The 22,184-nt window shown below is 70.6% G+C and carries 20 protein-coding genes and 1 tRNA gene; 6 read left to right on the top strand and 15 right to left on the bottom strand.

Translation table 11 applies throughout. The annotated features are described in order from the left end of the window. The first annotated feature begins 21 nt into the window (after positions 1 to 21). Positions 22 to 1,077, top strand: a complete 1,056-nt coding sequence (locus ABT232_RS01810; protein WP_351834376.1) for a LacI family DNA-binding transcriptional regulator — start codon at positions 22 to 24, stop codon at positions 1,075 to 1,077. Positions 1,078 to 1,147: 70 nt separating this feature from the next. Here the strand turns inward: ABT232_RS01810 and ABT232_RS01805 are convergent, their stop codons facing one another. Next, positions 1,148 to 1,810: a DUF6415 family natural product biosynthesis protein gene (locus ABT232_RS01805; protein ID WP_351834374.1), complete on the bottom strand. Its 663-nt coding sequence runs from the start codon at positions 1,808 to 1,810 to the stop codon at positions 1,148 to 1,150. A 76-nt stretch (positions 1,811 to 1,886) separates the two neighbouring features. On the opposite strand from ABT232_RS01805, the gene ABT232_RS01800 reads away from it, so the two are divergent. Beyond that, on the top strand, positions 1,887 to 2,333 hold the full coding sequence (locus ABT232_RS01800; RefSeq protein ID WP_351834371.1) for a hypothetical protein: 447 nt from the start codon (positions 1,887 to 1,889) through the stop codon (positions 2,331 to 2,333). 25 nt (positions 2,334 to 2,358) lie between these two features. Continuing rightward, complete coding sequence (locus ABT232_RS01795; protein WP_351834369.1) at positions 2,359 to 3,702, top strand: NsdA family TPR-like regulatory protein; 1,344 nt, start codon at positions 2,359 to 2,361, stop codon at positions 3,700 to 3,702. 67 nt (positions 3,703 to 3,769) lie between these two features. Here the strand turns inward: ABT232_RS01795 and ABT232_RS01790 are convergent. The 4 genes from ABT232_RS01790 to ABT232_RS01775 form a co-directional block, all read right to left on the bottom strand. After that, a tRNA-His gene (locus ABT232_RS01790) sits at positions 3,770 to 3,842 on the bottom strand. Between the two features lie 110 nt (positions 3,843 to 3,952). Beyond that, entirely contained in the window at positions 3,953 to 4,561 is a 609-nt protein-coding gene (gene orn / locus ABT232_RS01785) for an oligoribonuclease (protein ID WP_351834366.1), read from the bottom strand. A gap of 147 nt (positions 4,562 to 4,708) precedes the next feature. Next, positions 4,709 to 5,971: a helix-turn-helix domain-containing protein gene (locus ABT232_RS01780; protein WP_351834364.1), complete on the bottom strand. Its 1,263-nt coding sequence runs from the start codon at positions 5,969 to 5,971 to the stop codon at positions 4,709 to 4,711. A 388-nt stretch (positions 5,972 to 6,359) separates the two neighbouring features. Continuing rightward, positions 6,360 to 6,647, bottom strand: a complete 288-nt coding sequence (locus ABT232_RS01775; protein ID WP_351834363.1) for a hypothetical protein — start codon at positions 6,645 to 6,647, stop codon at positions 6,360 to 6,362. Positions 6,648 to 6,950: 303 nt separating this feature from the next. Between ABT232_RS01775 and ABT232_RS01770 the strand changes: the two genes are divergently transcribed. Both ABT232_RS01770 and ABT232_RS01765 read left to right on the top strand, forming a co-directional pair. Then, on the top strand, positions 6,951 to 7,478 hold the full coding sequence (locus ABT232_RS01770) for a universal stress protein (protein WP_351834360.1): 528 nt from the start codon (positions 6,951 to 6,953) through the stop codon (positions 7,476 to 7,478). 149 nt (positions 7,479 to 7,627) lie between these two features. After that, positions 7,628 to 8,185 carry a GPR1/FUN34/YaaH family transporter gene (locus ABT232_RS01765; protein WP_351834359.1) on the top strand — a complete coding sequence of 186 codons (558 nt, stop codon included), beginning with the start codon at positions 7,628 to 7,630 and terminating at the stop codon, positions 8,183 to 8,185. Positions 8,186 to 8,338: 153 nt separating this feature from the next. Here ABT232_RS01765 and glmS read toward each other — a convergent pair whose 3' ends face one another. Both glmS and ABT232_RS01755 read right to left on the bottom strand, forming a co-directional pair. Next, positions 8,339 to 10,156 carry a glutamine--fructose-6-phosphate transaminase (isomerizing) gene (glmS, locus tag ABT232_RS01760; RefSeq protein WP_351834356.1) on the bottom strand — a complete coding sequence of 606 codons (1,818 nt, stop codon included), beginning with the start codon at positions 10,154 to 10,156 and terminating at the stop codon, positions 8,339 to 8,341. A gap of 12 nt (positions 10,157 to 10,168) precedes the next feature. Further along, entirely contained in the window at positions 10,169 to 10,426 is a 258-nt protein-coding gene (locus ABT232_RS01755) for a hypothetical protein (protein ID WP_351834353.1), read from the bottom strand. Positions 10,427 to 10,554: 128 nt separating this feature from the next. Here ABT232_RS01755 and ABT232_RS01750 point away from each other — a divergent pair, with 128 nt between their 5' ends. After that, positions 10,555 to 12,162, top strand: a complete 1,608-nt coding sequence (locus tag ABT232_RS01750; RefSeq protein ID WP_450871658.1) for a beta-N-acetylhexosaminidase — start codon at positions 10,555 to 10,557, stop codon at positions 12,160 to 12,162. Positions 12,163 to 12,232: 70 nt separating this feature from the next. Here the strand turns inward: ABT232_RS01750 and ABT232_RS01745 are convergent, their stop codons facing one another. The 8 genes from ABT232_RS01745 to ABT232_RS01710 form a co-directional block, all read right to left on the bottom strand. After that, a complete protein-coding gene (locus ABT232_RS01745) occupies positions 12,233 to 14,002 on the bottom strand; it encodes an IucA/IucC family protein (protein ID WP_351834348.1) in 1,770 nt (589 codons plus the stop codon). Next, on the bottom strand, positions 13,999 to 14,550 hold the full coding sequence (locus ABT232_RS01740) for a GNAT family N-acetyltransferase (protein WP_351834345.1): 552 nt from the start codon (positions 14,548 to 14,550) through the stop codon (positions 13,999 to 14,001). The genes ABT232_RS01745 and ABT232_RS01740 overlap by 4 nt, the downstream gene beginning before the upstream one ends. After that, positions 14,547 to 15,830 carry a lysine N(6)-hydroxylase/L-ornithine N(5)-oxygenase family protein gene (locus ABT232_RS01735; protein ID WP_351834342.1) on the bottom strand — a complete coding sequence of 428 codons (1,284 nt, stop codon included), beginning with the start codon at positions 15,828 to 15,830 and terminating at the stop codon, positions 14,547 to 14,549. Before ABT232_RS01735 ends, ABT232_RS01740 begins: the two co-directional genes overlap by 4 nt. Continuing rightward, the gene (gene desA / locus ABT232_RS01730) at positions 15,814 to 17,256 is read right to left on the bottom strand and encodes a lysine decarboxylase DesA (protein ID WP_351834339.1); all 1,443 of its coding nucleotides are present in this window, start codon (positions 17,254 to 17,256) and stop codon (positions 15,814 to 15,816) included. The genes ABT232_RS01735 and desA overlap by 17 nt, the downstream gene beginning before the upstream one ends. A 141-nt stretch (positions 17,257 to 17,397) precedes the next feature. Next, positions 17,398 to 18,255: a siderophore-interacting protein gene (locus ABT232_RS01725; RefSeq protein WP_351834336.1), complete on the bottom strand. Its 858-nt coding sequence runs from the start codon at positions 18,253 to 18,255 to the stop codon at positions 17,398 to 17,400. A 123-nt stretch (positions 18,256 to 18,378) separates the two neighbouring features. Further along, entirely contained in the window at positions 18,379 to 19,431 is a 1,053-nt protein-coding gene (locus tag ABT232_RS01720; RefSeq protein ID WP_351834333.1) for an ABC transporter substrate-binding protein, read from the bottom strand. A 194-nt stretch (positions 19,432 to 19,625) separates the two neighbouring features. Next, positions 19,626 to 20,867 carry a serine hydrolase domain-containing protein gene (locus ABT232_RS01715; protein ID WP_351834331.1) on the bottom strand — a complete coding sequence of 414 codons (1,242 nt, stop codon included), beginning with the start codon at positions 20,865 to 20,867 and terminating at the stop codon, positions 19,626 to 19,628. A 156-nt stretch (positions 20,868 to 21,023) separates the two neighbouring features. Continuing rightward, the gene (locus ABT232_RS01710; RefSeq protein WP_351834329.1) at positions 21,024 to 22,184 is read right to left on the bottom strand and encodes an acyl-CoA dehydrogenase family protein; all 1,161 of its coding nucleotides are present in this window, start codon (positions 22,182 to 22,184) and stop codon (positions 21,024 to 21,026) included.

Here is a 22,184-nt window from a genome sequence, read left to right as displayed (position 1 = left end):
TACGACGGGAGGGCGGAGCCCATGGCAAGCCACGGAGCGCGGGGTCGCAGCGGCGGCCGGCCGACCTTGGAGGAGGTCGCCGCACGCGCCGGAGTCGGCCGCGGCACGGTCTCCCGGGTGATCAACGGCTCTCCGCGGGTCAGCGACGCGACCCGCGCGGCCGTCGAGGCGGCGGTCGCGGAGCTCGGTTACGTCCCGAACACGGCCGCCCGCGCCCTCGCCGCCAACCGCACGGACGCGATCGCGCTGGTCGTCCCGGAGCCGGAGACCCGGTTCTTCGCCGAGCCGTACTTCTCGGACATGCTGCGCGGCGTCGGCGCCGAACTGGCCGACACCGAGATGCAGTTGCTGCTGATCTTCGCGGGCAGCGACCGGGAGCGGCAGCGGCTCGCCCAGTACCTCGCCGCGCACCGGGTCGACGGCGTGCTGCTGGTCTCCGTCCACGCGGACGACCCACTGCCGGATCTGCTGGCCCAGCTGGAGATCCCCGCGGTGATCAGCGGCCCGCGGTCCGCCGCGGAGACCCTCCCGTCCGTCGACTCCGACAACTACGGAGGAGCGCGTTCCGCGGTCGAGCACCTGCTGTCGCGGGGCCGCGGCCGGATCGCGCACATCACCGGCCGCCTCGACGTCTACGGTGCCCAGCGCCGTATCGACGGCTACCGCGACGCGCTCGCCGACGCCGGCCACGCGGCGGACCCGGGGCTGATCGAGGCGGGCGACTTCAGCGAGGAGGGCGGCCGGCGGGCGATGGCCGAACTGCTGGCCCGCCGCCCCGACCTGGACGCCGTCTTCGCCGCCTCCGACGTGACGGCGGCGGGAGCGCGGCACGCGCTGCGCGAGGCGGGCCGCCGGATCCCGGACGACGTGGCGCTCGTCGGCTACGACGACTCCGCCATCGCCCGCCACCTGGACCCGCCGCTGACGAGCGTGCGCCAGCCGATCCAGGAGATGGGCCGCCGGATGATCGACCTGCTGCTGACCGAGATAGCGGACCGCCGGCCGGCGGTGTCGCGGGGCCTGGAACGCCGCCAGATGGTGCTGGCGACGGAACTGGTGGCGCGGGCGTCGTCCTGAGCCCGCGGGGCCGCACGGCCTTGGTGGCGGCATGTTCCGCCCGTATCAGGCGCCGTGGGCCGTGTGGTGGTCACGCATCTCGACGTTCAGGTCGGTGACCCGCGAGTGGTTCCCGTTCCGTGCCGCCTCGCCGCGCTGCCGGGCGAGGGCCTGGCAGACTCCGCAGCCCGGTGAGGGCTTCGGCTCCTCCAGCGGCAGGCCGACGTGGACGGTCATGGGATCCATGGGTGGCTCCTCGAAGGTAGTCCGACAAGAGGCGTTCGGCGGTCGCGCACGCCAGGTTGCGGTTCGCACCGCTCGTCTCGTCGCGGGCCGAGCAGGTCGAGCAGTCGACACAGTGGTCCGACAGCCGGAGGAACGCGGCCCGCTCCGGATCGAGAACGACGGGTTGCCCGCCGCTCAGGTTCTCGTAGTGGTCGCACAGGGCGTTGACGGACCGGGCGAGGCGCTGGGCGTGCGCGATCCGGGCGGCCGGGGTCGGACGGGGCTCTGCGCCCAGGCGGGCGCGGGCTTCCATGACCGCGGCGTGGGCGCAGGCGCGGGGGATGTCGTCCTCGGGCAGACCGGAAGCCAGCGCCTCGACGACCGGGATGGCCAGCCCCAGGTGTTCGCGCAGCCTGAGTGTCAGTGTCTCCAGTTCCTCGTCGGAGGGCGGCTCGGTGTTCTCCGTGAGCAGGCGGCGCACGGCGGCGCGCATGGTCGGCAGAATGGCCGGTGCGGTCATCGAGTCCATGGCTCGATCCCACCGCAGAGCGGGCAGTCGCGGGATACGACAACCTAGGACACGGAGTTGATCAGTGCCCCCAGCTGTGGCGATCACCGGCACCCGGCGGACGGATCACCGAAGCTCCACCTGGTTCAGTGACCTGTTCGCAAAGTATCTCGGCCCCTGGGCAACGCCCGGCGCGGAGTTCCACATCGGTGGTGCGCGCGGCATCGACACCCTGTCACTGCTGTGGCTCGCCGAGAACTCGCAATCGAGGCTCACGATCGTCACCCCGGGCACGGTCGCGCAGCAGCCGGCCGAGGCCCGGCAGGCGATCGAGCGGTGCCGCGGCCGTATCTCCGAGATCATCGAACTCGGCGCCGTCGAGCTGGGTGCGCCCGCGTACCACGCCCGCAACCGGTACATGGTCGACCGGGCGCAGATGGTGATCGGTTTTCCACTCGAAGGGCCCGCGGGTTCCTCAGGCAGCTGGCAGACGATCGACTACGCGGCCTCCGAAGGGAAACCGCGACTGATCGTGCCCGTCTGAGCCACGGAGCGTGCATGATGAGGGCATGAGTGCGCATGGCAAGCCCGTCGGCGCTGCCACCCTCAAACGCCTGCGGCTCGCTCGCGGTTGGTCCCTCGCCGGTCTCGCACGAGCCGTCGTCGCCCAAGCGGCCGACCTCGGGCAGCCGCTCGACGCGAGCGCCGCGAGTGTGCAGCGATCCGTCGCGCGCTGGGAGTCCGGCAAGGCGCCGATCCTGCCCAACGAGCGTTATCAGCTCCTGCTGGCCCACCTGTACGCCCGCGGTGCCGACGGCCGGACCAGCCTCGGAGCGGGGTCCGACTTCAGCGAACTGCTCGACGCGCTCTCGCACCTCGGCGAGAGCGAGCGGCACCTCGCCGAGTTGCGGACCTTGCTCGTGCGCACCGCCACAGAGGGGGGCGGCGGACTGCTCGCGCTTCTCGGCCCACGGACAGAGCGCGTGCTGTCCTCGGCGCTCGCCGACCCGGCGCGACTCGACGAAGCGGCGCTCGCCGCGATGCGTGCGACGGTCGCCGACGTCAACGCGCACGTCGGCACCGTGCCGTTCGTCCGGCTGCAGCTGCTGCTCGCACCGCTCATCGAGTCGTGCCGCCGGCTGCTCCACGGGTCGGTGCCGGACGCCCTGCTGCCTGATCTGCGGGCGGTCGCCGCGCAGGCCTTCACGGTCGGCGGCCGCTTCGCGTTCGAGACGCGCGACGACGAAGCGTCGCGGGCGCTGTACAGGGCGGCGACGGACGTGGCCGGCGACGCCGGGCAGCCGTGGCGCCGTGCCCTCGTCCACATGAGCCACGCCCTGGTGACCCTCTACTCGACGCCCGGCATCGAACCGGCGCAGCAGCTCGTCGAAGCCGCGGTGCGGGACGCGCGAGCCGGCGGGAGTGTGACGGTCCGGGCGCGAGCGCACGCGCTCCAGGCGGAGATCGCAGCCCGGGCGGGTGCCGAGCGGCGAGCGAAGTCCGCGCTCGCTCTCGCGTGGTACGACATGGACGGCAGTCGGGAAGGGGACCCGGCGTCGACATCGTTCTCGGCCGGGCATCTGCGAGGGTTCGACGGCATCACGTCGCTGTACGTCGGTGATGCCGGGCGGGCCCATGACTACTTCGCACGGTCGGCCGAGGCACTGGCGGCGCCGCGCGAGCGCGTGCAACGCGTGATCGTCTCGATCGATCAGGCGCTCGCCCGGATCCGGCTCGACGAACCGGAGTCGGCCGCGGAGCTATTGCACGACTGCATCGACGCGGCATCGGAGACCGGGGGCCGTGTAGCCTCCATCCGGCTGCGCCGCGCCCGCGCCGACCTGCGGCCGTGGCGGCGCGAGGATTGGTTCGCCGATCTCGACGATCACCTGATCGACTCGCTGGGCGCCTGAGCCGAACGCCGCCACAAACGCAATCAGCCGGTGACCCTCTTCCGAAGGTCACCGGCTGATTACTCAGGGTGAGTGACGGGACTCGAACCCGCGGCATCCTGGACCACAACCAGGTGCTCTACCAGCTGAGCTACACCCACCATGACCGGCGGTGGACTTTGTCGTTTCCCCGACCGGCCGAGAAAAAGTGTACAGGGTCCGAAGGGGTGCTCGCGCACACGTTTCGCGGCGCCCCTCCCGACGGGCTTCCTCAGCCCTGCTGAGCGGGCAGGACGTGCTTGGCGGCGATCGCCTTCGCGGTCTCCGAGTCCGGGCCGGGCTGCGGCACGAAGACGGCCTCGCGGTAGTAGCGCAGTTCGGCGATGGACTCGCGGATGTCGGCCAGGGCCCGGTGGTTGCCGTTCTTCTCCGGGCTGTTGAAGTAGGCCCGCGGGTACCAGCGGCGGGCCAGCTCCTTGATGCTGGAGACGTCGACGATGCGGTAGTGGAGGTAGTCCTCCAGGGTCGGCATGTCGCGCAGCAGGAAGCCGCGGTCGGTGCCGACGGAGTTGCCGCACAGCGGGGCCTTGCCGGGTTCCTTCACGTGCTCGCGCACATACGCGAGCACCTGCTCCTCGGCGTCCGCGAGGGTCGTGCCGTTCTCCAGCTCCGCGAGCAGTCCGGACGCGGTGTGCATCTGGCGCACCACCTCCGGCATCGTCTCCAGCGCCTGGTCCGGCGGACGGATGACGATGTCCACACCCTCGCCGAGCACGTTCAGCTCGGAGTCGGTGACGAGGGCGGCCACCTCGATGAGCGCGTCGTCGGACAGCGAGAGGCCGGTCATCTCGCAGTCGATCCACACCATGCGATCGTTCATGCGTCCACATTACGGCCGACGGCTGCGAGGAGATCCCCCGCGTCCGGCCTCGTGTGCGGGGAAGGCCCGCGCGGTAGCCGGGCCGGAGATGGAGACGCCGTGGGGCCGCGAGGAGAAACCTCGCGGCCCCACGGACCGGCCGGCCGGTCAGCTGCCGCTGCGCTGCCCGGGCAGACTGGCGCGCGACGGCACGTAGGCGTCCCGGTGGTCCAGCGACCCGGAGGCGCCGACCGCGCTCGCGGCCGCCGTGCGGCGGGCCTGGAGCGGGACCGGGTGGTCCTGGTGGTGCGCGGCCGGCGGATGCCCGGCCTGGCCCGGCCCCGGCTGCCCGGCGCCCAGCGCGGCCGGGCTCGGCACCGGTGCGCTGTCGGTCTCGACCTGCCGCTCACCCTGGGGCCGGCGGGCCCGGTAGGCGGCGCGGTACGCCGCCGGGGACGAGCCCAGCTGACGGCGGAAGTGACCGCGCAGCGCGACGGGGGAGCGGAAGCCGCAGCGGCCCGCCACCTCGTCCACCGAGTAGTCCGACGTCTCCAGCAGCCGCTGCGCCTGGAGCACCCGCTGGGTGATCAGCCATTGCAGCGGCGCGCTCCCGGTGAGGGAGCGGAACCGGCGGTCGAAGGTACGGCGGCTCATGTACGCGCGTGCCGCCAGCGTCTCCACGTCGAACTGCTCGTGGAGGTGCTCCAGCGCCCAGGCGACGACCTCGGCGAGCGGGTCGGCGCCGATCTCCTCCGGTAAAGACCGATCGAGATAGCGCTCCTGCCCGCCGCTGCGGCGCGGCGGGACCACCAGGCGGCGGGCCAGCGCGCCGGCCGCCTCGTTGCCGTGGTCCGTCCGCACGATGTGGAGACAGAGATCGATTCCGGCCGCGGTGCCCGCCGACGTCAGCACATCGCCGTCGTCGACGAACAGCTCGCGGGGATCGACGTGCACCGACGGATAGCGCTTGGCCAGCGTCGGCGCGTACATCCAGTGCGTGGTCGCGGGCCGGCCGTCCAGCAGGCCCGCCGCCGCGAGGACGAAGGCGCCGGTGCACAGCCCGACGATGCGGGCGCCCTCCTCGTGTGCCCGGCGCAGTGCGTCGAGCGCTTCCTCCGGCGGTGGCGAGGTGATCGAACGCCAGGCCGGCACGACGACCGTGCCCGCCCGCGAGATCGCCTCCAGGCCATGCGGCGCGGTGAGTTCCAGGCCCCCTGTGGTCCGCAGCGGGCCTTCCTCGCCGGCGCACACCAGCAGCCGGTAGCGCGGTACTCCGGCGTCCTGGCGGTCGATGCCGAACACCGACAGCGGTATGGAACTCTCGAAGATGGGGCCGCCGCTGAACAGCAGCACCGCGACGATCTCCTTGCGGCGTCGCCCGGAGAGCTTCCGGGCCGCGGCTTCCGGCGCGGCAGTGGAGTCGTGGCTCATCCCGCTAAGCCCCCCTCGGTGGTCGCGGCGCCCTCAACCTTTCGGGTCTGTCGCTCCAACACGTTTCCCCTCGGTCCTGCACGAGTCCCCCGCCGTAAAGACAGTCAAGATCGAATCTACTGCGTCACGCCGTGCCGGGATGGCCAGTTCGGCACCAGGCACATTGTCGACTTGGCAACTTGGCGTAAAGCATTCGATCACGAAGCGTTGCACTCGCGGGCCGTGCAGGGAAGTGCGCCTCGTCGCAGTGGCCAATCCACGTAGGGTGCGAGAGCCCCCCGAGACCCTTTCCACGCAGGTCAAACGGGGCGTGAGGGGTGTTTCGGCCGGGGGGTGTGCGGGGGCCAGAAGTTGGCTGAAAAGAAGCGGGCGCGTGCGCGGAAACCGGTCAGCCGACCGGTGTATTTCCCCGCCCGCCGCGAGGGGTCCCGGTGCCCGTCCGATGATGCCGTCCGCGGTGCGGGGCGGGCTCCTCGTCGAGCAGCCGGGCCGCGCCGCGCTCGGACCGGCGCAGCAGCAGCCGGCAGACGGCGGTGACGGCCGCGAGGCCCAGCGCGGTGCCCGCCGCGCCGGCGAGCGAGGTGCCGTACCAGAGGAGGACCACCGGGACGAGGACGCAGCTGAAGGCCGCCCAGCGGACCACGTCGGTCGAGCTGTCGGGCGCGGGTGAGGACATGGCGGGCTCCCTGTGACGCTCCCTGGGGGGTGGTTCAGGGAGATCAACGGCGGTTCGGCCGGTCGGTCACCTTGACGTGGCCTGATTCCTGCGCAAACCGCCTGTACGGGGCAGCAACCATTGCGTTACGGGCGCACCCTCGTGCATGCTCCGGGGAACCGCCACGGACGGTGCGCGGGATCTGGGCCGAGGAGGAGTGCCGCCGTACCCTTGGGGGTATGGGGTTGGGAAGATGATTCCCGGACACAGCTCCGCCCGCCCACTGTCGTCCCACCCAACAAGGATCACAACGCCGAGACAGCCATGGCCGGTCACGAATTCTTCGAACCCGCGGACCGCAAGCGGCCCGTCGCCGATCCCACGGCGGCCGAGCCCCTGGCGGCGGAAGAGCCACGCCAGGCGTGCGACCCCGCTTTCAAGCACGGGGTGGTCGTCGGCTTCGACGGCTCCACCTCCAGTGAGCGCGCCCTCGCCTACGCGATCGGCATGGCCCAGCGTTCCCGGGCGGGCCTGATCATCGTCCATGTGGCCAACCGGCTGCCGACCACGGTGTGGGCGGGCTGTGAACCGCCGGTCTTCGTCGACGTGCCGGACCACCGCACCGAGGTGCTCGGGCTGGAGCTGGCCTGTGCGGACTACCTCGCCGAGGTGCCGTGGATCCTGGTCGAGCGCGGCGGCGACATCTGCCATGAACTCGAAGAGGTCGGGCGGGAGTACGAGGCGGACGCGATCGTCGTCGGCTCCACTCACGGTCTCGTGGGCCGGATCTTCGGCTCGGTCGCCGGGCGGCTCGCCAAGCGGGCCAGGCGTCCGGTCATCGTGATTCCCTAACTCGCCCTGTTTCTCGGCGAGATGCCCGGTGCGGGCGGTCAACTCCCTTGTGCGTCGGCTGAATCTACTCACGCGTAGATGTGTTTGTGCTCTTGTGAAGGGCATATACCGGTCACCGCACAACTGCACATGCATGAAGGGAGCCCGCCGTGGACAACGACGTCTCCGCGGGAAGCACCACCACGACCGTCGGCCGACTCGCTCTCGGCATCACCCTCCTCGCCGTCGGCATCGGGCACACCGGCGTGATCGACGGGGTGACGGCCGCCGACGCCACCACCGTGGCCCAGTACGTGGGCGGCATCGCCCTCTTCCTCACCGGCCTGCTGGCCTTCCGCGACCGCGACACGGCGAGCGGCACCGCCTTCACCGCACTCGGGGCGCTGTGGTTCACCTGGTCCGTGTCCGGCGACGTCTCCGCCAACGCGGCGGGGCTGTTCCTGCTGCTGTTCGCCCTCGTGGTCCTGTCGCTCACCCTGGCGGGCGGGGACCAGCTCGGGCAGGTGTCCTACGGGCTGTTCTTCGTGGCCCTGCTGCTGCTCGCGGTCTCCGCGTTCGCCGAGAGCGGCGGACCGGCCGAGGTGGGCGGCTGGTTCGCGGTCGCCGCCGGGGCGGTCGCCTGGTACGCGGCGACGGCGGCGCTGGCGCACTGGCCCACGGCGTTCTCGCGGCGGGCTGCCGGCCGGGGTGTGACGGCCACTGGCTGATCGGCAGCCGATGCCGGGGAATTGGGCCTCCCCGGCGAGCAGACGGACCCCCGCGTGCCTGGTGGCTGCACGCGGGGGTCCGTCCTGTTCACGGCCGCTGCGGGTTCGCGGGGGCCTGCTCGCGCGGTTCCCCGCGCCCCGTCGGGGGCGCTTCTACTCCACCGTCACCGACTTGGCGAGGTTGCGGGGCTTGTCGATGTCGCGGCCCAGCGCCAACGCCGTGTGGTAGGCGAGGAGCTGGAGCGGGATGCCCATGAGGATGGGGTCCAGCTCGTCCTCGTTCTTCGGGACGACGACGGTGTGGTCGGCCTTCTCCTGGTGCTGGTGGGCGACGGCGAGGATCTGGCCGCTGCGGGCCTTGATCTCCTCCATCGCGGCGCGGTTCTTCTCCAGCAGGTCGTCGTCGGGGACGATGGCGACCGTCGGCAGGGCGGGCTCGATCAGGGCCAGCGGGCCGTGCTTGAGCTCGGAGGCCGGGTAGGCCTCGGCGTGGATGTAGGAGACCTCCTTGAGCTTCAGGGAGGCCTCGCGCGCCACCGGGTAGCCCCGGACGCGGCCGATGAAGAGCATCGAGCGGGCGTCGGCGTAGCTCTCCGCCAGCTTCTTGATCTCCTCCTCCTGCTCCAGCATCTCGGAGATCTGCGCGGGCAGCTTGCGCAGGCCCTCGATGATCCGCTTGCCGTCGCGCACCGAGAGGTCGCGGGTGCGGCCGAGGTGCAGGGCGAGCAGGGCGAAGGCGACGCAGGTGTTGGTGAAGCACTTGGTGGAGACGACGCAGACCTCGGGGCCGGCGTGCACGTAGATGCCGCCGTCGGCCTCGCGGGCGATGGCCGAGCCGACCACGTTGACGACGCCGAGGACGCGGGCGCCCTTGCGCTTCAGCTCCTGGACGGCGGCCAGCACGTCGTACGTCTCACCGGACTGGGAGACCGCGATGTACAGGGTGTCGGGGTCGACGACCGCGTTGCGGTAGCGGAACTCGGAGGCGGGCTCGGCGTCCGCGGGGATGCGGGCCAGCTCCTCGATCATCTGGGCGCCGATCATGCCGGCGTGGTACGAGGTGCCGCAGCCGAGGATCTTGACCCGGCGGATCTGGCGGGCCTCGCGGGCGTCCAGGTTGAGGCCGCCGAGGTGCACGGTGGAGAAGCGGTCGTCGATGCGGCCGCGCAGCACCCGGTCCACGGCGTCGGCCTGCTCGTGGATCTCCTTGTGCATGTAGGTGTCGTGGCCGCCCATGTCGTAGGAGGCGGCCTCCCACTCGACGGTGGTGGGCTCGGCGGTGGTGCGGGTGCCCTCGGTGGTGTACGTGCGGAAGTCGTCGGCCTTGAGGGTGGCCATCTCGCCGTCGTCGAGGGTCACTATCTGCCGGGTGTGGGTGACCAGCGCGGCGATGTCCGAGGCGACGAACATCTCCTTCTCGCCGATGCCGAGGACGACCGGGGAGCCGTTGCGGGCCACGACGATGCGGTCCGGGAAGTCGGCGTGCAGCACGGCGATGCCGTAGGTGCCCTCGATGAGCCGCAGGATCTCGCGGACCTTGTCCTCGAGCTTCTCGGCCTGCGAGCGGGCGATCAGGTGGACCAGGACCTCGGTGTCGGTCTCGGAGAGGAACTCGACGCCGTCCGCCTCCAGTTTGCGGCGCAGGTCGGCGGCGTTGTCGATGATGCCGTTGTGGACGACGGCGACCTTGCCCTCGGCGTCCAGGTGCGGGTGGGCGTTCACGTCGGAGGGGGCGCCGTGGGTGGCCCAGCGGGTGTGGGCGATGCCGGTGGTGCCCTTGAAGCGTGCCGGGACCTTGGCCTCGAGGTCACGGACCCGGCCCTTGGCCTTGACCATCTTCAGGCCGGCGGCCTTGGGGGAGGTCACGACGATGCCGGCCGAGTCGTAGCCCCGGTACTCCAGGCGCTGGAGGCCTTCGAGGAGCAGCGGTGCCACGTCCCGCTTGCCGATGTATCCGACGATTCCGCACATATGGAGGTATTCCTAGCCGTAGACGATCCGCCGCAGCTGCCGGAGCGTGAGCTCCGGCGGGGCCACCGCGCGGTATTTCAGGTCCGCCTCGATCCGCTCGAAGATCGTCGCGTTCACCAGGCCCTGGGCCTGGAGTTCGCGATGGCGGCGACGGACGTACTCCTCGGTCGTCTCGTCGAAGAAGGCGAGTACGTCCTGGACCACGCGCAGCGCCTCGCCCCGGCTGAGGGGCGTGGAGCGCGTCAGATGATCAAGGAGTTCGTCGTGCACCCGGTAGATCCTGGAGTAAGGGGCAGGGTTTTGCAACAATCCTGCCCGATTCCGGGCAGGGCCTGTGCATGGCCCATGGATGCCGTGCGGGAGGTTCTGCCGGAGCGCGCTCTGCGGGAGAGTGGTCTATACCCATTCCGAAGGGAGCACGTGTGAGACGGCACAGACTGCACCTTCTGGCTTCGCTGCTGCTCGTCGCGGCGGCCGGCGTCTTCGCCTCCGGCGCGGCACCGGCCGCCGCGCCCGCCGGGGCGCGACCCCTCGGCCAGGTCGTCCCGGCCCCCGCCTCGGTCGACCCGGGCGGCTCGCCCTACCGCATCACCGACGGCACCCGCATCCGCGTCGACGGCTCGCGCGAGGTCCGCCGGGTCGGCGAGTACCTCGCCGACATCCTGCGCCCCTCCACCGGTTACCGGCTGCCCGTCACCGGCCACGGCACCGGCGGCATCCGGCTCAGGCTCGCCGACGGGCCGTACGGCACCGAGGGCTACCGCCTCGACAGCGGACGCTCCGGCGTCACCCTCACCGCCGCCGAGCCCGCCGGGCTCTTCCACGGTGTGCAGACCCTGCGCCAACTGCTGCCCGCCGCCGTGGAGAAGGACACCGTGCAGCCCGGCCCCTGGCTGGTCGCCGGCGGCACCGTGAAGGACACCCCGCGCTACTCCTGGCGCGGCGCCATGCTCGACGTCTCCCGGCACTTCTTCACCGTCGGCGAGGTCAAGCGGTACATCGACGAGCTGGCCCTCTACAAGTTCAACAAGCTGCACCTGCACCTCAGCGACGACCAGGGCTGGCGGATCGCGATCGACTCCTGGCCGCGCCTCGCCCCGTACGGCGGCTCCACCGAGGTCGGCGGCGGCCCCGGCGGCCACTACACCAAGGACGACTACCGGGAGATCGTCCGCTACGCCGCCTCCCGCCACCTGGAGGTCGTCCCCGAGATCGACATGCCCGGCCACACCAACGCCGCGCTCGCCTCGTACGCCGAACTCAACTGCGACGGCGTGGCACCCCCGCTCTACACCGGCACCGCGGTCGGCTTCAGCTCGCTGTGCGCCGGCAAGGAGGTCACCTACGACTTCGTCGAGGACGTCATCCGCGAGCTGGCCGCCCTCACCCCGGGCCGCTACCTCCACATCGGCGGCGACGAGGCGCATTCCACCAGCCACGAGGACTACGTGACGTTCATGGACCGGGTGCAGCCGGTCGTCGCCGACTACGGCAAGACCGTCGTCGGCTGGCACCAGCTGACCGGGGCCACCCCGGCCGAGGGCGCGCTCGCCCAGTACTGGGGCCTGGACGGCACCGGCGCGGCGGAGAAGGCGCAGGTGGCGAAGGCCGCGCGGAACGGGACGGGACTGATCCTGTCGCCCGCCGACCGGGTCTACCTCGACATGAAGTACGACAAGGACACCCCGCTCGGCCTGTCCTGGGCCGGCTACGTGGAGGTGCGGCGGTCCTACGACTGGGACCCGGACAGCTATCTGCCGGGCGTGCCGGCCTCCGCGGTGCGGGGTGTCGAGGCGCCGCTGTGGACGGAGACGCTGGAGAACTCCGCGCACCTGGAGCACATGGCCTTCCCCAGGCTGCCGGGCGTGGCCGAGCTGGGCTGGTCGCCGGCCGCCACCCACGACTGGGAGGCGTACCGCACGCGGCTCGCGGCGCAGGGGCCGCGCTGGGACGCGCTCGGCATCGGGTACCACCGCTCGCCGCAGGTGCCGTGGCCCGCTGGGTGAATGCCGCTGGGTGAAAGCCGACGGGCACCCCGGAGGACCGTCTCCGGGGTGCCCGCCAGGTCTTCACGGGTCAGAACCCGGCGATCGGGTTCTCCAGGGTGCCGACGAGCTGGAGCGCGCCGGACGGGTCCGCGAGGTCGACCATCTGCTTGTTGTTCCGGAGCTGGAGCCGGTTGAGGCAGGACAGCGCGAACTCGGGGGTGAACATGTCGTACTGCGCGAACTTGTCGGCGAGTTCGGGCGTGGCCTCCTGGTACTCGCGGGTGACCTCGGCGACCGTGCGCCAGAAGTCGTCCTCCGCCAGGGTTCCCTCGGCGGCCAGGTTCGCCGCGAGGAAGCGGAAGAAGCAGTCGAAGACGTCCGTGAAGATGGACAGCAGCTTCATGTCGTCCGGCACCTCGGCGCGGATCCGCCGCACCTCCGGCGGCAGCACCGCGTCCGGGTCCATGACGCAGATCTCCTCGGCGATGTCCTTGTAGATCGCGCGCTCCACGGCGCCGTCCTTCAGGACCAGGATCACGTTCTCGCCGTGCGGCATGTAGACCAGGTCGTAGGCGTAGAAGCTGTGCAGCAGCGGGGTGTAGTAGGCCCGCAGGTAGCGGCGCAGCCACTCGGCCGGGGCCAGGCCCGAGCGGGCGATCAGCGCGCCCGCGAAGGAGGCGCCCGCGTGGTCGACGTGCAGCAGGGAGGCCATCGTCGCCAGGGACTCGCCGTCCTGGAGGGACGGCACCGGGCTCTCCCGCCACAGCGCGGCGAGCATCTTGCGGTACGGCGAGTACCGGTCGGTGGCCTTCTCGTACTCCAGGTGCCGGTAGCCGACCGCAGCGCGCTCGCGGATGATCGTCAGGCCCGTCGACTTCAGCACCGGGTCGTTCTCGATCAGCTGGGCCAGCCAGTCGTTGATCGCCGGGGTGGCCTCCATGTAGGCGGCCGACAGACCCCGCATGAAGCCCATGTTGATGACGGACAGGGCCGTCTTCACATAGTGCTTCTCCGGGCTGCTGGTGTTGAAGAAGGTCCGGATGGACTGCTGGGCCAGGTACTCGTCGTCGCCCTCGCCCAGGCAGACCAGGTGGCCGCGGGCGACCTCGGCGGCGAAGGTGACGGTGAGCTTGTTCCACCACTGCCACGGGTGGACCGGGATGAAGAGGTAGTCGGCCGGGTCCAGGCCGCGCTCGCGCAGCTCGCCGCGGAAGCGGTCGACGGTCTCCTCGCCCAGCTCCTGCCGGAAGAAGGACTCGTGGTCGATGCCGACGCCCGCCGTGAACGCGGCGCGGGAGCGGTGCGCGGCCAGCCAGACCAGCCGCACCGGGCTCGCGGTCTCCGGGGCGTACGACAGGTACTCGTGGATGCCGAAGCCCAGCCGGCCGTTGTTGGCGACGAAGCAGGGGTGGCCCTCGGTCATCCCGGTCTCGATGGCCTGGAAACCGCTGCCCGCCAGCTCGGCGGAGGGGATCTGCGGCTTGGTGAGCTTGTAGCAGGTGCCGGAGAGGGTGGAGGAGATCTCCTCCAGGTAGACCGGCAGGATCTCGTCGCTCAGGCCGAGCGCGTCCTTCAGCTCGATGAAGAAGTCCAGCGCGGCCGGCGGCAGCTCGGCGCCGTCGCGGTGCCGGGTGATGGAGTCCGCGTCCACCTGCCAGTGGTCGAGGGCGCGGCGGACGGCGGTGAAGCGGTAGCGGGTCAGGCCGTCGTCGCTGCGCACGACGTACGCGTCACCGTCCGGCTCCGGGGTGATCAGCCGCTCGTGCGCGAACTCGGCGAGGGCCTTGCGGATCAGCAGGCGGTTGGCCTGCTCCCAGCGCTCGGGGGAGAGGTGGGCCACGGCGTCGGCGAGGCTCATGCGGACACCGCCTTCTCGAACTGCTCGCGGGTGCAGAAGCTGAGCAGGGCCTTCTTCTCCGGCTTCTGGATCTCGCGCTCCGGCACGAAGCCGACGGCCTCGTTCAGGGCGTGCACCGCCTTGTTGGACACGTCCGGCTCGACGACCACGCGCGCGGTGGCCGGGTCGTCGAAGAGATGGCGCATCACGGCGGTGATGACGGCCCGGGTGAAGCCGTGCACCGGCCGGTCGGTGGGGGCGACCAGGAAGTGCATGCCGACGTCGCCGGGGAGCGGCTCGTACAGGCCGACCAGCTCGCGGTGGGCCGGGTCGTACTTCTCCATCAGGAACGCGGGCACGCCGTCGTGCAGGCCGAGCAGGGCGTGGTGGTGCTCGTCGGCGGCTATCTCCATGTAGGCGCGCTCGACGTCCTCCAGCTTCGCGTCCTGCATCATCCAGAACGCGGACTTCGGGTGGGTGACCCAGGCGTGCAGGAGCTCGGCGTCCTTCAGCGGGTCGAGCGGACGGAGGGTGAGGGTGCCCACCTGTGGGGTGGTGGTCGTGCTCATACTGCGAACTCCTGGAACGCGATGGACTTTTCCACCGGGTAGTACTCGGTGCCGAGCAGCTCCCGGATGATGTAGCTGTTGCGGTAGGCGCCCATACCCAGGTCGGGGCTGGTGATGCTGTGGGTGTGGACGCCGGCGTTCTGGAGGAAGACGCCTCTGCCGGTGACGTCGATGGCGTAGTTGCGGGCCACGTCGAAGCTGCCCTGGGAGTCGTAGACCAGGCGGTCGCGGACCGGCTTCAGGAACTCCGGCTCGGCGTACTTGTAGCCGGTGGCGAGGATCAGGCCGTCCGAGGTCAGCTCGAAGTCCTTCTCCTGCTCCTCCTGGCGGAAGCCGAGGGTGTACGTGCCGTTCTCGTACGCGGCGCCGGTCAGGGCCGCGTTGGTGAGCAGGCGGGTGGGGACCGGGCCGCCGAGGTTCTTCTGGTAGAGCAGGTCGAAGATCTCGTTGATCAGGTCGCCGTCGATGCCCTTGAACAGGCCCTTCTGCTGCTGGGTCAGGCGGTAGCGGGTCTGCTCCGGCAGCGTCCGGAAGTAGTCGATGTACTCCGGGGAGGTCATCTCCAGGGTGAGCTTGGTGTACTCCAGCGGGAAGAACCGCGGGGAGCGGGTCACCCAGTTCAGCCGGTAGCCGTGGACGTCGATCTCGCTGAGCAGGTCGTAGTAGATCTCGGCGGCGGACTGGCCGCTGCCGACCAGCGTGATCGACTCCTTCTTCTGGAGCTCCGCCTTGCTCTGCACATAGCGGGAGTTGTGGATGAAGTCGCCGCCCAGGCCCTGGCAGGCCTCGGGGATGTACGGCGGGGTGCCGGTGCCGAGGACCAGGTGGCGGGCGCGGTAGGTGTCACCGGCCGCGGTCGCCACCGCGTACAGCCCGTCGCCCTCGTCGTACGTCACCTCGGTGACCGTCGTGCCGAAGCGGACGCTGCTCAGCTTGTTCGCGGCCCAGCGGCAGTAGTCGTCGTACTCGACGCGCAGCGGGTAGAAGTTCTCGCGGATGTAGAACGAGTACAGCCGGCCTTTCTCCTTCAGGTAGTTCAGGAAGGAGTACGGCGAGGTGGGGTCCGCCAGGGTGACCAGGTCCGACATGAACGGGGTCTGGAGGTGGGCGCCGTCGAGGAACATGCCGGCGTGCCATTCGAAGTCCGGCTTGGACTCCAGGAAGACTCCGCGCAGTTCGTCGATCGGCTCGGTGAGGCAGGCCAGACCGAGGTTGAAGGGGCCGAGCCCGATCCCCACGAAGTCGTAGGTCGTGGTGGTGGGTTCAGGAAGCGCGGTCAAGGGAGTCTCCCAGGTACTGCTCGGCGTGGCCGGCGATCAGATCGAGGACGGCGGCGATGTCGGACGCCTTCGTCTCAGGGTTGAGCAGGGTGAACTTCAGGTAGTGGCGGCCGCTCACCTTGGTGCCCGCGACGATGGCCTCGCCGGAGGCGAACAGGGCCTTGCGGGCGTAGAGGTTGGCGCGGTCGATCTCGGCCGGGTCGGTGACGGCGGCCGGGACGTAGCGGAAGACCAGGGTGGACAGGCTGGGCTGGACCACGACGTCGTAGCGCGGGTCGGCGGCCAGCAGCCGCCAGCCCTCCTGGGCCAGGTCGCAGACCTCGTCGAAGAGCTGTCCGATGCCGTCGGCGCCCATCACGCGCAGGGTGACCCAGAGCTTGAGGGCGTCGAAGCGGCGGGTGGTCTGGAGGGACTTGTCCACCTGGTTGGGGATACGTTCCTGCACCATCCGGCGCGGGTTCAGGTACTCCGCGTGGTAGGTGGCGTGGCGCAGTGTGGCGGCGTCCCGGACCAGCACGGCGGAGGAGCTCACCGGCTGGAAGAACGACTTGTGGTAGTCGACGGTGACCGAGTCGGCCCGCTCGATGCCGTCCAGCAGGGCGCGGCGCTTGAGCGAGGTGAGCAGCCCGCAGCCGTAGGCGGCGTCGACGTGCATCCAGGTGCCGTACTGCTCGCACAGCTCGGCGATCTCGGGGAGGGGGTCGATCGAGCCGAAGTCGGTGGTGCCGGCGGTGGCGACGACGGCCATGGGCACGAGGCCGTCCTCGGCGCAGCGGGCCAGCTCGCGGGCGAGGGCCACGGTCTGCATCCGCTTGTCGTGGTCGACGGGGATCACCACGACCGCGTCCTGGCCGAGGCCGAGGAGTTTCGCCGACTTCTTGACGCTGAAGTGGCTGACCTCGGAGGCGAAGATGCGCAGTTTGGCCAGGTCCTGGGACTTGGCCTCCTCGCGGGCCAGCAGCAGCGCCTGGAGGTTGGACTGGGTGCCGCCGGAGGTGAACACGCCGTCGGCGTTCTCGCCCAGGCCGATCCGGGCGGTCGTCCAGTCGATCAGTTTGCGCTCGATCAGCGTGCCGCCGGCCGACTGGTCCCAGGTGTCCAGGGAGGAGTTGACGGCGGAGAGGATCGCCTCGCCGAGCACGGCCGGGATGACGACCGGGCAGTTGAGGTGGGCGAGGTAGCGCGGGTGGTGGAAGTAGATCGCGTCCCGGAGGTAGACGTCCTCCAGCTCGTCGAGGACCGCCGTGGTGTCGTGCAGCGGCCGGTCGAGGTCGATCCGCTCGATGGTGGGGGCCAGGTCGTCGACCGTGACGCCGGTGAACGGGCGCCGCGTGGTGGCGAGTTTGGTCGCCACCCGCTCTACTCCTTCGGTCACGGAGCGGCGGTACTGCTCCGCGGTCGTGTCATTGAGCAGGTGCGAGCGCATGTGAGGGTCCTCCGGTGGGGACGGGCCGTGCGGACGGATGGGGCCGGGGTGGGGCCGGAACCCGGCTTACTTAGGTTAGCCTAACCTAAGTAACTGTGAACAAGCGCATCCCTGGAGTAACTTCCGTCACTCCGGACGGAGTTATTCGCCCTGCTCCCGCAACTCCTCCTCGGTCAGACCCCGGCGCCAGTAACCCACGAAGGTGACCTGGCGGCGGTCGATGCCCCGCTCGCCGACGAAATGCCGGCGCAGGGCCTTCACCGAGCTCGACTCGCCCGCGATCCAGACGTACGGGCGCTCGGCGGGCGGCAGTTGGGCGTCGCGGAGCGCGTCCAGGGCCGGCGGCGCGTCCTCGGGGCCGTGCTCCGGCCGGACCAGCCAGGTGACCTCGGCGTCGGCCTCGGTCGCCAGCTCCAGCACGTTCCCGGCGTCCTGCGCCTCCAGCCACACCCGGGCCGGCAGTCCGGCGGGCAGTGACTCCAGGATCGCGGCCACGGCCGGCAGCGCGGTCTCGTCGCCCCACAGCACCACCAGGTCGGTGTCCTGCGGCGGCCGGAACCGGATCGCCCGGTTGTCGGCGATCGCAGGCCCGATCAGCAGCACCTTGTCGCCGGCGGAGGCCTGCGCGGCCCACCGGGAGGCGGGGCCCGCGGGCACGGCGGCGTCGGGCTCGACACCGTGCAGCACGAAGTCGATGTCGATCTCGTCGGGATCGCGGCGCAGGGCCCGCAGCGTGTACGACCGCATCACGGCCCGTACGTCGTCGGGCAGTTCGCGCCACCCCTTCCACCAGTCGTCCCCGAGTTCCACGGGGACGACGGGGGCGTCCTGGCCGGGATGCGGCAGGAACAGGGACAGCGACTGGTCGCACCCGTCGGAGTGGAAGTCGCGCAGTTCGTCCCCGGCGAAGGAGACCCGCACGAGAGACGGCCCCAGCCGCCTCGTCCGTACGACCTGGAGGGAGAAGAAACGGAACGGAGCGGCTACGGCCGTCGACATCGAAGCTCCTGGGCGGTGGGCAGGGGGACGTGTCCTACCTAGGGGCGCGGGGAGCTGCGCGATCGGCCACGAACGACGCGCAGCCGTCGTACTGCGTCAGCTCCCCGCCCGGGAAGGCGCGGCTCAGCTGACCTTCTTGGCGTTCTCGATCGCCTCGGCGAGGTTCGTGAGCAGCGGGGTGCACTTCGCGTACGACAGGATCGGCTCCGGCGACCGCGCGATGACCTGCCCGGCCTTCACCGCCGGCAGCTTCTTCCAGGTCGCCTCGGTGATGTCGGCCGGCTGCGTGGCCTGGGCGCGGTCGTCCATCATGATGATGTCCGCGTCGTACTTGTCGACGTTCTCCCAGCTCAGGCTCTCGTACCAGCCGCCTCCGCCGTTCGCGTTCTTCGCCTTCTCCGAGGGCTCGATGAAGTTCACGCCGAGCGCCTTGAAGTACTCGAGGTCGATGGAGAGGTTGGAGCCGGAGATGTACAGCAGCTCGGCGCTCGCGGAGCCGACCAGGACCTTGATCTCGGGGCGGGCCTTGGCGGCCTTGCGCAGCCGCTCCGCCGCCGCCTCGAACTCCTGCTTCGCCTTGACGACCTTGTCTGCCTTCAGGTCCGCGCCCAGCGACTCGGCCAGCGCCCACATGCGCTCGAGCGGCTGGGTGAGCTGGCGGTCGTAGACGGAGACGCCGACGCTCGGGGCCAGCTTGGTGATCTTGTCCTTGGACTCCTCGGGGACGTACCAGAGGGTGCCGGCGTCGTCGAAGACCGTGGTGACGAGGAGCTCCGGGGCGAGCGCCGCGTACTTCTCGACGTTGAACTGGCCCCAGACGTTGCCGAGGATCTCGACCTTGCTGATGTCCATGTCGCCGGCCTGGACGTCCGGCTTGCCGTCCTGGGTCTTGGTCGGGCCGAAGACGCCCTTGACCTGGACGCCGTAGTCGTGGAGGGCGGCGGCCACACCGACGAAGGCGACGATGTCGGTGGGCACCTTGTCCAGCTTCACGGTCTCGCCGCGGTCGTCCTTGAACGTCCAGGGGCCGGACGGCTTGGCGGCCGACGTCGAGTCCGCGCCACCGCTTTTCGTGTCGTCGTCACCGCAGGCGGCGAGTACGGCACCGAGGCCGAGGGCGCCACCGGCGGCGAGGATGCCGCGGCGGGTGAGGTGGGTGGCACGGGCGTTGGACATGGGCGTGGCTGCTTTCGAACAGGGCGGAGGGCCCGCCGGACAGATCGAAGGTAGGTTAGCCTAACCTCAGATCTTGTCCAGGGGTCGGGGCCGCACTGATCGAAAGAGTGACCTGGCCACTCCTGTTCGGATCCAGGAACGTGCCTACCCTTGCCGGGAGTTGGGCGAAACGCCGACCGGGGAAATGACCGAGATCACTTGGCCGCGGGCTGAGCCGGCAGGTTGTAGACGTGGTTCGGACTGACGATCTTCGTGATCGCGTCGCCGAACAGCGTGCTCGGCTCCTCGTCGTCATGGCCGATGTCGGTGTTCAGCAGCACCACGAGGGTCGCCTCCGCCGACGGCAGATAGATGGTCAGGGACTCGTAGCCCGGCAGGGAACCGTTGTGCCCGATCCAGCCCTGCACATCGAAGATGCCGAGTCCGTACCCCGCGCCCGGGATCGGGGTCGGAGGCGTCTCCAGCCGCTCCTTCTGCGTGGCCGGTTCGACCATCGTGTCACCGTCGGCGAACTCGCCCGTGGCCACCGTGCGCGCCCAGACGCGCAGATCGTCCCGGTTGGAGATCATCGCTCCGGCCGCCCAGGCCCAGGACGGGTCCCAGTTCGTCGAGTTCTCCACCTTGCCGGTCGCCGTCTGGTCCGTGTACCCCTGCGCGTGCGGCTCGGGGAAGTCCGCGTTCGTCGGGAAGACGGTGTCCCGCATCCCGGCCGGATCCAGGATGTTGCGCTGGACGAAGTCGTGCAGCGGCTGCCCGGACACCTTCTCGACGACCAGGCCGAGCAGGATCAGATTGGTGTTGCAGTAGAAGAACTTCTCTCCCGGCGGGAACAGCGGCGGGTGCTTGAAGGCGTAGTCCAGCAGCTGCTGCGGCGGGAAGTAGCGGTCCGGGTCGGACGTCAGCGCCTTGAAGAAGTCCGGATCCTCCGAGTAGTTGAACAGGCCGCTGCGCATCCCGGCCAGTTCGCGCAGCGAGATCTCGTCGCCGTTCGGCACGCCGTCCACGTACGCGCTGATCGGGTCGTCCAGGTCGATCTCGCCCTGGTCGACCAGCTGGAGCACCGCCGTCACCGTGAACGTCTTGGTCTCGCTGCCGATCCGCATGAACAGGTCCGGCGCCATCCGCCGGCCCGTGTCCTTGTCGGCCACACCGAAGGAGCGCTCGTACTGCCCCTTGTCCGGCGTCCACAGGCCGACGGTGACACCTGGTACGTCCGCCTCCCGCATGACCTGCTGGACGGCGTCGTCGAGCTGGTCGCGCACCTCGGGGGTGATCTCCCGGAAGTCGTCGTCCGGGGCGGGTTCCGTCTGTGTGACGGCGCCTGAGCCGGCCGGTGGCGCCGCCACGGCCGTCACGGCGGTCACCGGGACCAGGAGCGCCGCCGCCGTGGTCGCGGCCACGGCTCCCCTGCGAAGTGCTCTGCACGTGAACGTCATGGGCTGCTCCCAGCACATGAGGATGTCGCCGTGGGCCTTGCGCACAGACCGTTCGAACCGTACGCCACCAGCATAGGAGCGCCCCCGCCGGGCCGCCTGTCGGGCGCGGCGGGGGCGGGGGCGGGGGCGTGCGGGTGCCGGGACCCGCGGGCGGGATCAGCCGGCCAGGCCCAACTCCCGTGCGATCAGCATCCGCTGCACCTCGCTGGTGCCCTCGCCGATCTCCAGGATCTTGGAGTCCCGCCACATCCGGGCCACCGGGTACTCGTTCATGAAGCCGTAGCCGCCGTGAATCTGGGTGGCGTCCCGGGCGTTGTCGACGGCGACGGTCGAGGAGTACAGCTTGGCCAGGGCCGCCTCCTTCTTGAACGGCTCGCCGGCCACCAGACGGGAGGCCGCGTCCCGCCAGGCCAGACGCGCGGTGTGGGCCTTCATCTCCATGTCGGCGATCTTGAACTGGATCGCCTGGTTCGCGCCGATCGGGCGGCCGAAGGCGTGACGTTCCTTCGCGTACGTCACCGACTCGTCCACACAGCCCTGCGCCAGCCCCGTCGCCAGCGCCGCGATGGCGATCCGGCCCTCGTCGAGGATGCGCAGGAACTGGGCGTACCCCCGGCCCTCCGTGCCCAGCAGGTTCTCGGCCGGCACCCGTACGTCCGCGAAGGACAGCTCACGGGTGTCGGAGGCGTTCCAGCCGACCTTGGAGTACGGGGCGGCCACCGTGAAGCCCGGGGTGCCCGCCGGGACGATGATCGAGGAGATCTCCGGCCTGCCGTCCGGCTTGCGGCCGGTCACCGCGGTGACCGTGACCAGGCCCGTGATGTCGGTGCCGGAGTTGGTGATGAAGCACTTGGTGCCGTTGATCACCCACTCGCCGGTCTCCCCGTCCAGCCGGGCCGTCGTCCGCGTCGCGCCGGCGTCGCTGCCGCCGTCCGGCTCGGTCAGCCCGAAGGCGCCCAGCATCTCGCCGGAGCACAGCCGCGGCAGCCACTGCCGCTTCTGCTCCTCGGTGCCGAAGAGGTGGATCGGCATCGCGCCCAGCGAGACACCCGCCTCCAGGGTGATGGCGACCGAGGAGTCGACCCGGGCCAGCTCCTCCAGCGCCAGGCCCAGCGCCAGATAGTCGCCGCCCATGCCGCCGTACTCCTCCGGGAACGGCAGCCCGAACAGGCCCATGCGGCCCATCTCCCGGACGATCTCGTACGGGAACTCGTGCCGCTCGTAGTAGTCGCCGATCTTCGGGGCCACCACGTCGTGTGCGAACTCCTCTACCGTGCGGCGGAGTTCTTCCAGCTCGGGGGAGAGACGGTGGTCCAT

The organism is Streptomyces sp. NPDC001532 (genome assembly GCF_040298625.1).
Taxonomy (GTDB): Bacteria; Actinomycetota; Actinomycetes; order Streptomycetales; family Streptomycetaceae; genus Streptomyces.
Note: the sequence above shows the minus strand (reverse complement) of the source record. Positions and strands in the feature narration are given on the sequence as shown.

Coding starts and splice junctions, on each gene's coding strand:
- ABT232_RS01810 (WP_351834376.1), top strand. CDS start 22: ATGGCAAGCCACGGAGCGCGGGGTCGCAGCGGCGGCCGGCCGACCTTG.
- ABT232_RS01805 (WP_351834374.1), bottom strand. CDS start 1,810: ATGGACTCGATGACCGCACCGGCCATTCTGCCGACCATGCGCGCCGCC.
- ABT232_RS01795 (WP_351834369.1), top strand. CDS start 2,359: ATGAGTGCGCATGGCAAGCCCGTCGGCGCTGCCACCCTCAAACGCCTG.
- orn (WP_351834366.1), bottom strand. CDS start 4,561: ATGAACGATCGCATGGTGTGGATCGACTGCGAGATGACCGGCCTCTCG.
- ABT232_RS01780 (WP_351834364.1), bottom strand. CDS start 5,971: ATGAGCCACGACTCCACTGCCGCGCCGGAAGCCGCGGCCCGGAAGCTC.
- ABT232_RS01775 (WP_351834363.1), bottom strand. CDS start 6,647: ATGTCCTCACCCGCGCCCGACAGCTCGACCGACGTGGTCCGCTGGGCG.
- ABT232_RS01770 (WP_351834360.1), top strand. CDS start 6,951: ATGGCCGGTCACGAATTCTTCGAACCCGCGGACCGCAAGCGGCCCGTC.
- glmS (WP_351834356.1), bottom strand. CDS start 10,156: ATGTGCGGAATCGTCGGATACATCGGCAAGCGGGACGTGGCACCGCTG.
- ABT232_RS01745 (WP_351834348.1), bottom strand. CDS start 14,002: ATGAGCCTCGCCGACGCCGTGGCCCACCTCTCCCCCGAGCGCTGGGAG.
- ABT232_RS01740 (WP_351834345.1), bottom strand. CDS start 14,550: ATGAGCACGACCACCACCCCACAGGTGGGCACCCTCACCCTCCGTCCG.
- desA (WP_351834339.1), bottom strand. CDS start 17,256: ATGCGCTCGCACCTGCTCAATGACACGACCGCGGAGCAGTACCGCCGC.
- ABT232_RS01725 (WP_351834336.1), bottom strand. CDS start 18,255: ATGTCGACGGCCGTAGCCGCTCCGTTCCGTTTCTTCTCCCTCCAGGTC.
- ABT232_RS01720 (WP_351834333.1), bottom strand. CDS start 19,431: ATGTCCAACGCCCGTGCCACCCACCTCACCCGCCGCGGCATCCTCGCC.
- ABT232_RS01715 (WP_351834331.1), bottom strand. CDS start 20,867: ATGACGTTCACGTGCAGAGCACTTCGCAGGGGAGCCGTGGCCGCGACC.
- ABT232_RS01710 (WP_351834329.1), bottom strand. CDS start 22,184: ATGGACCACCGTCTCTCCCCCGAGCTGGAAGAACTCCGCCGCACGGTA.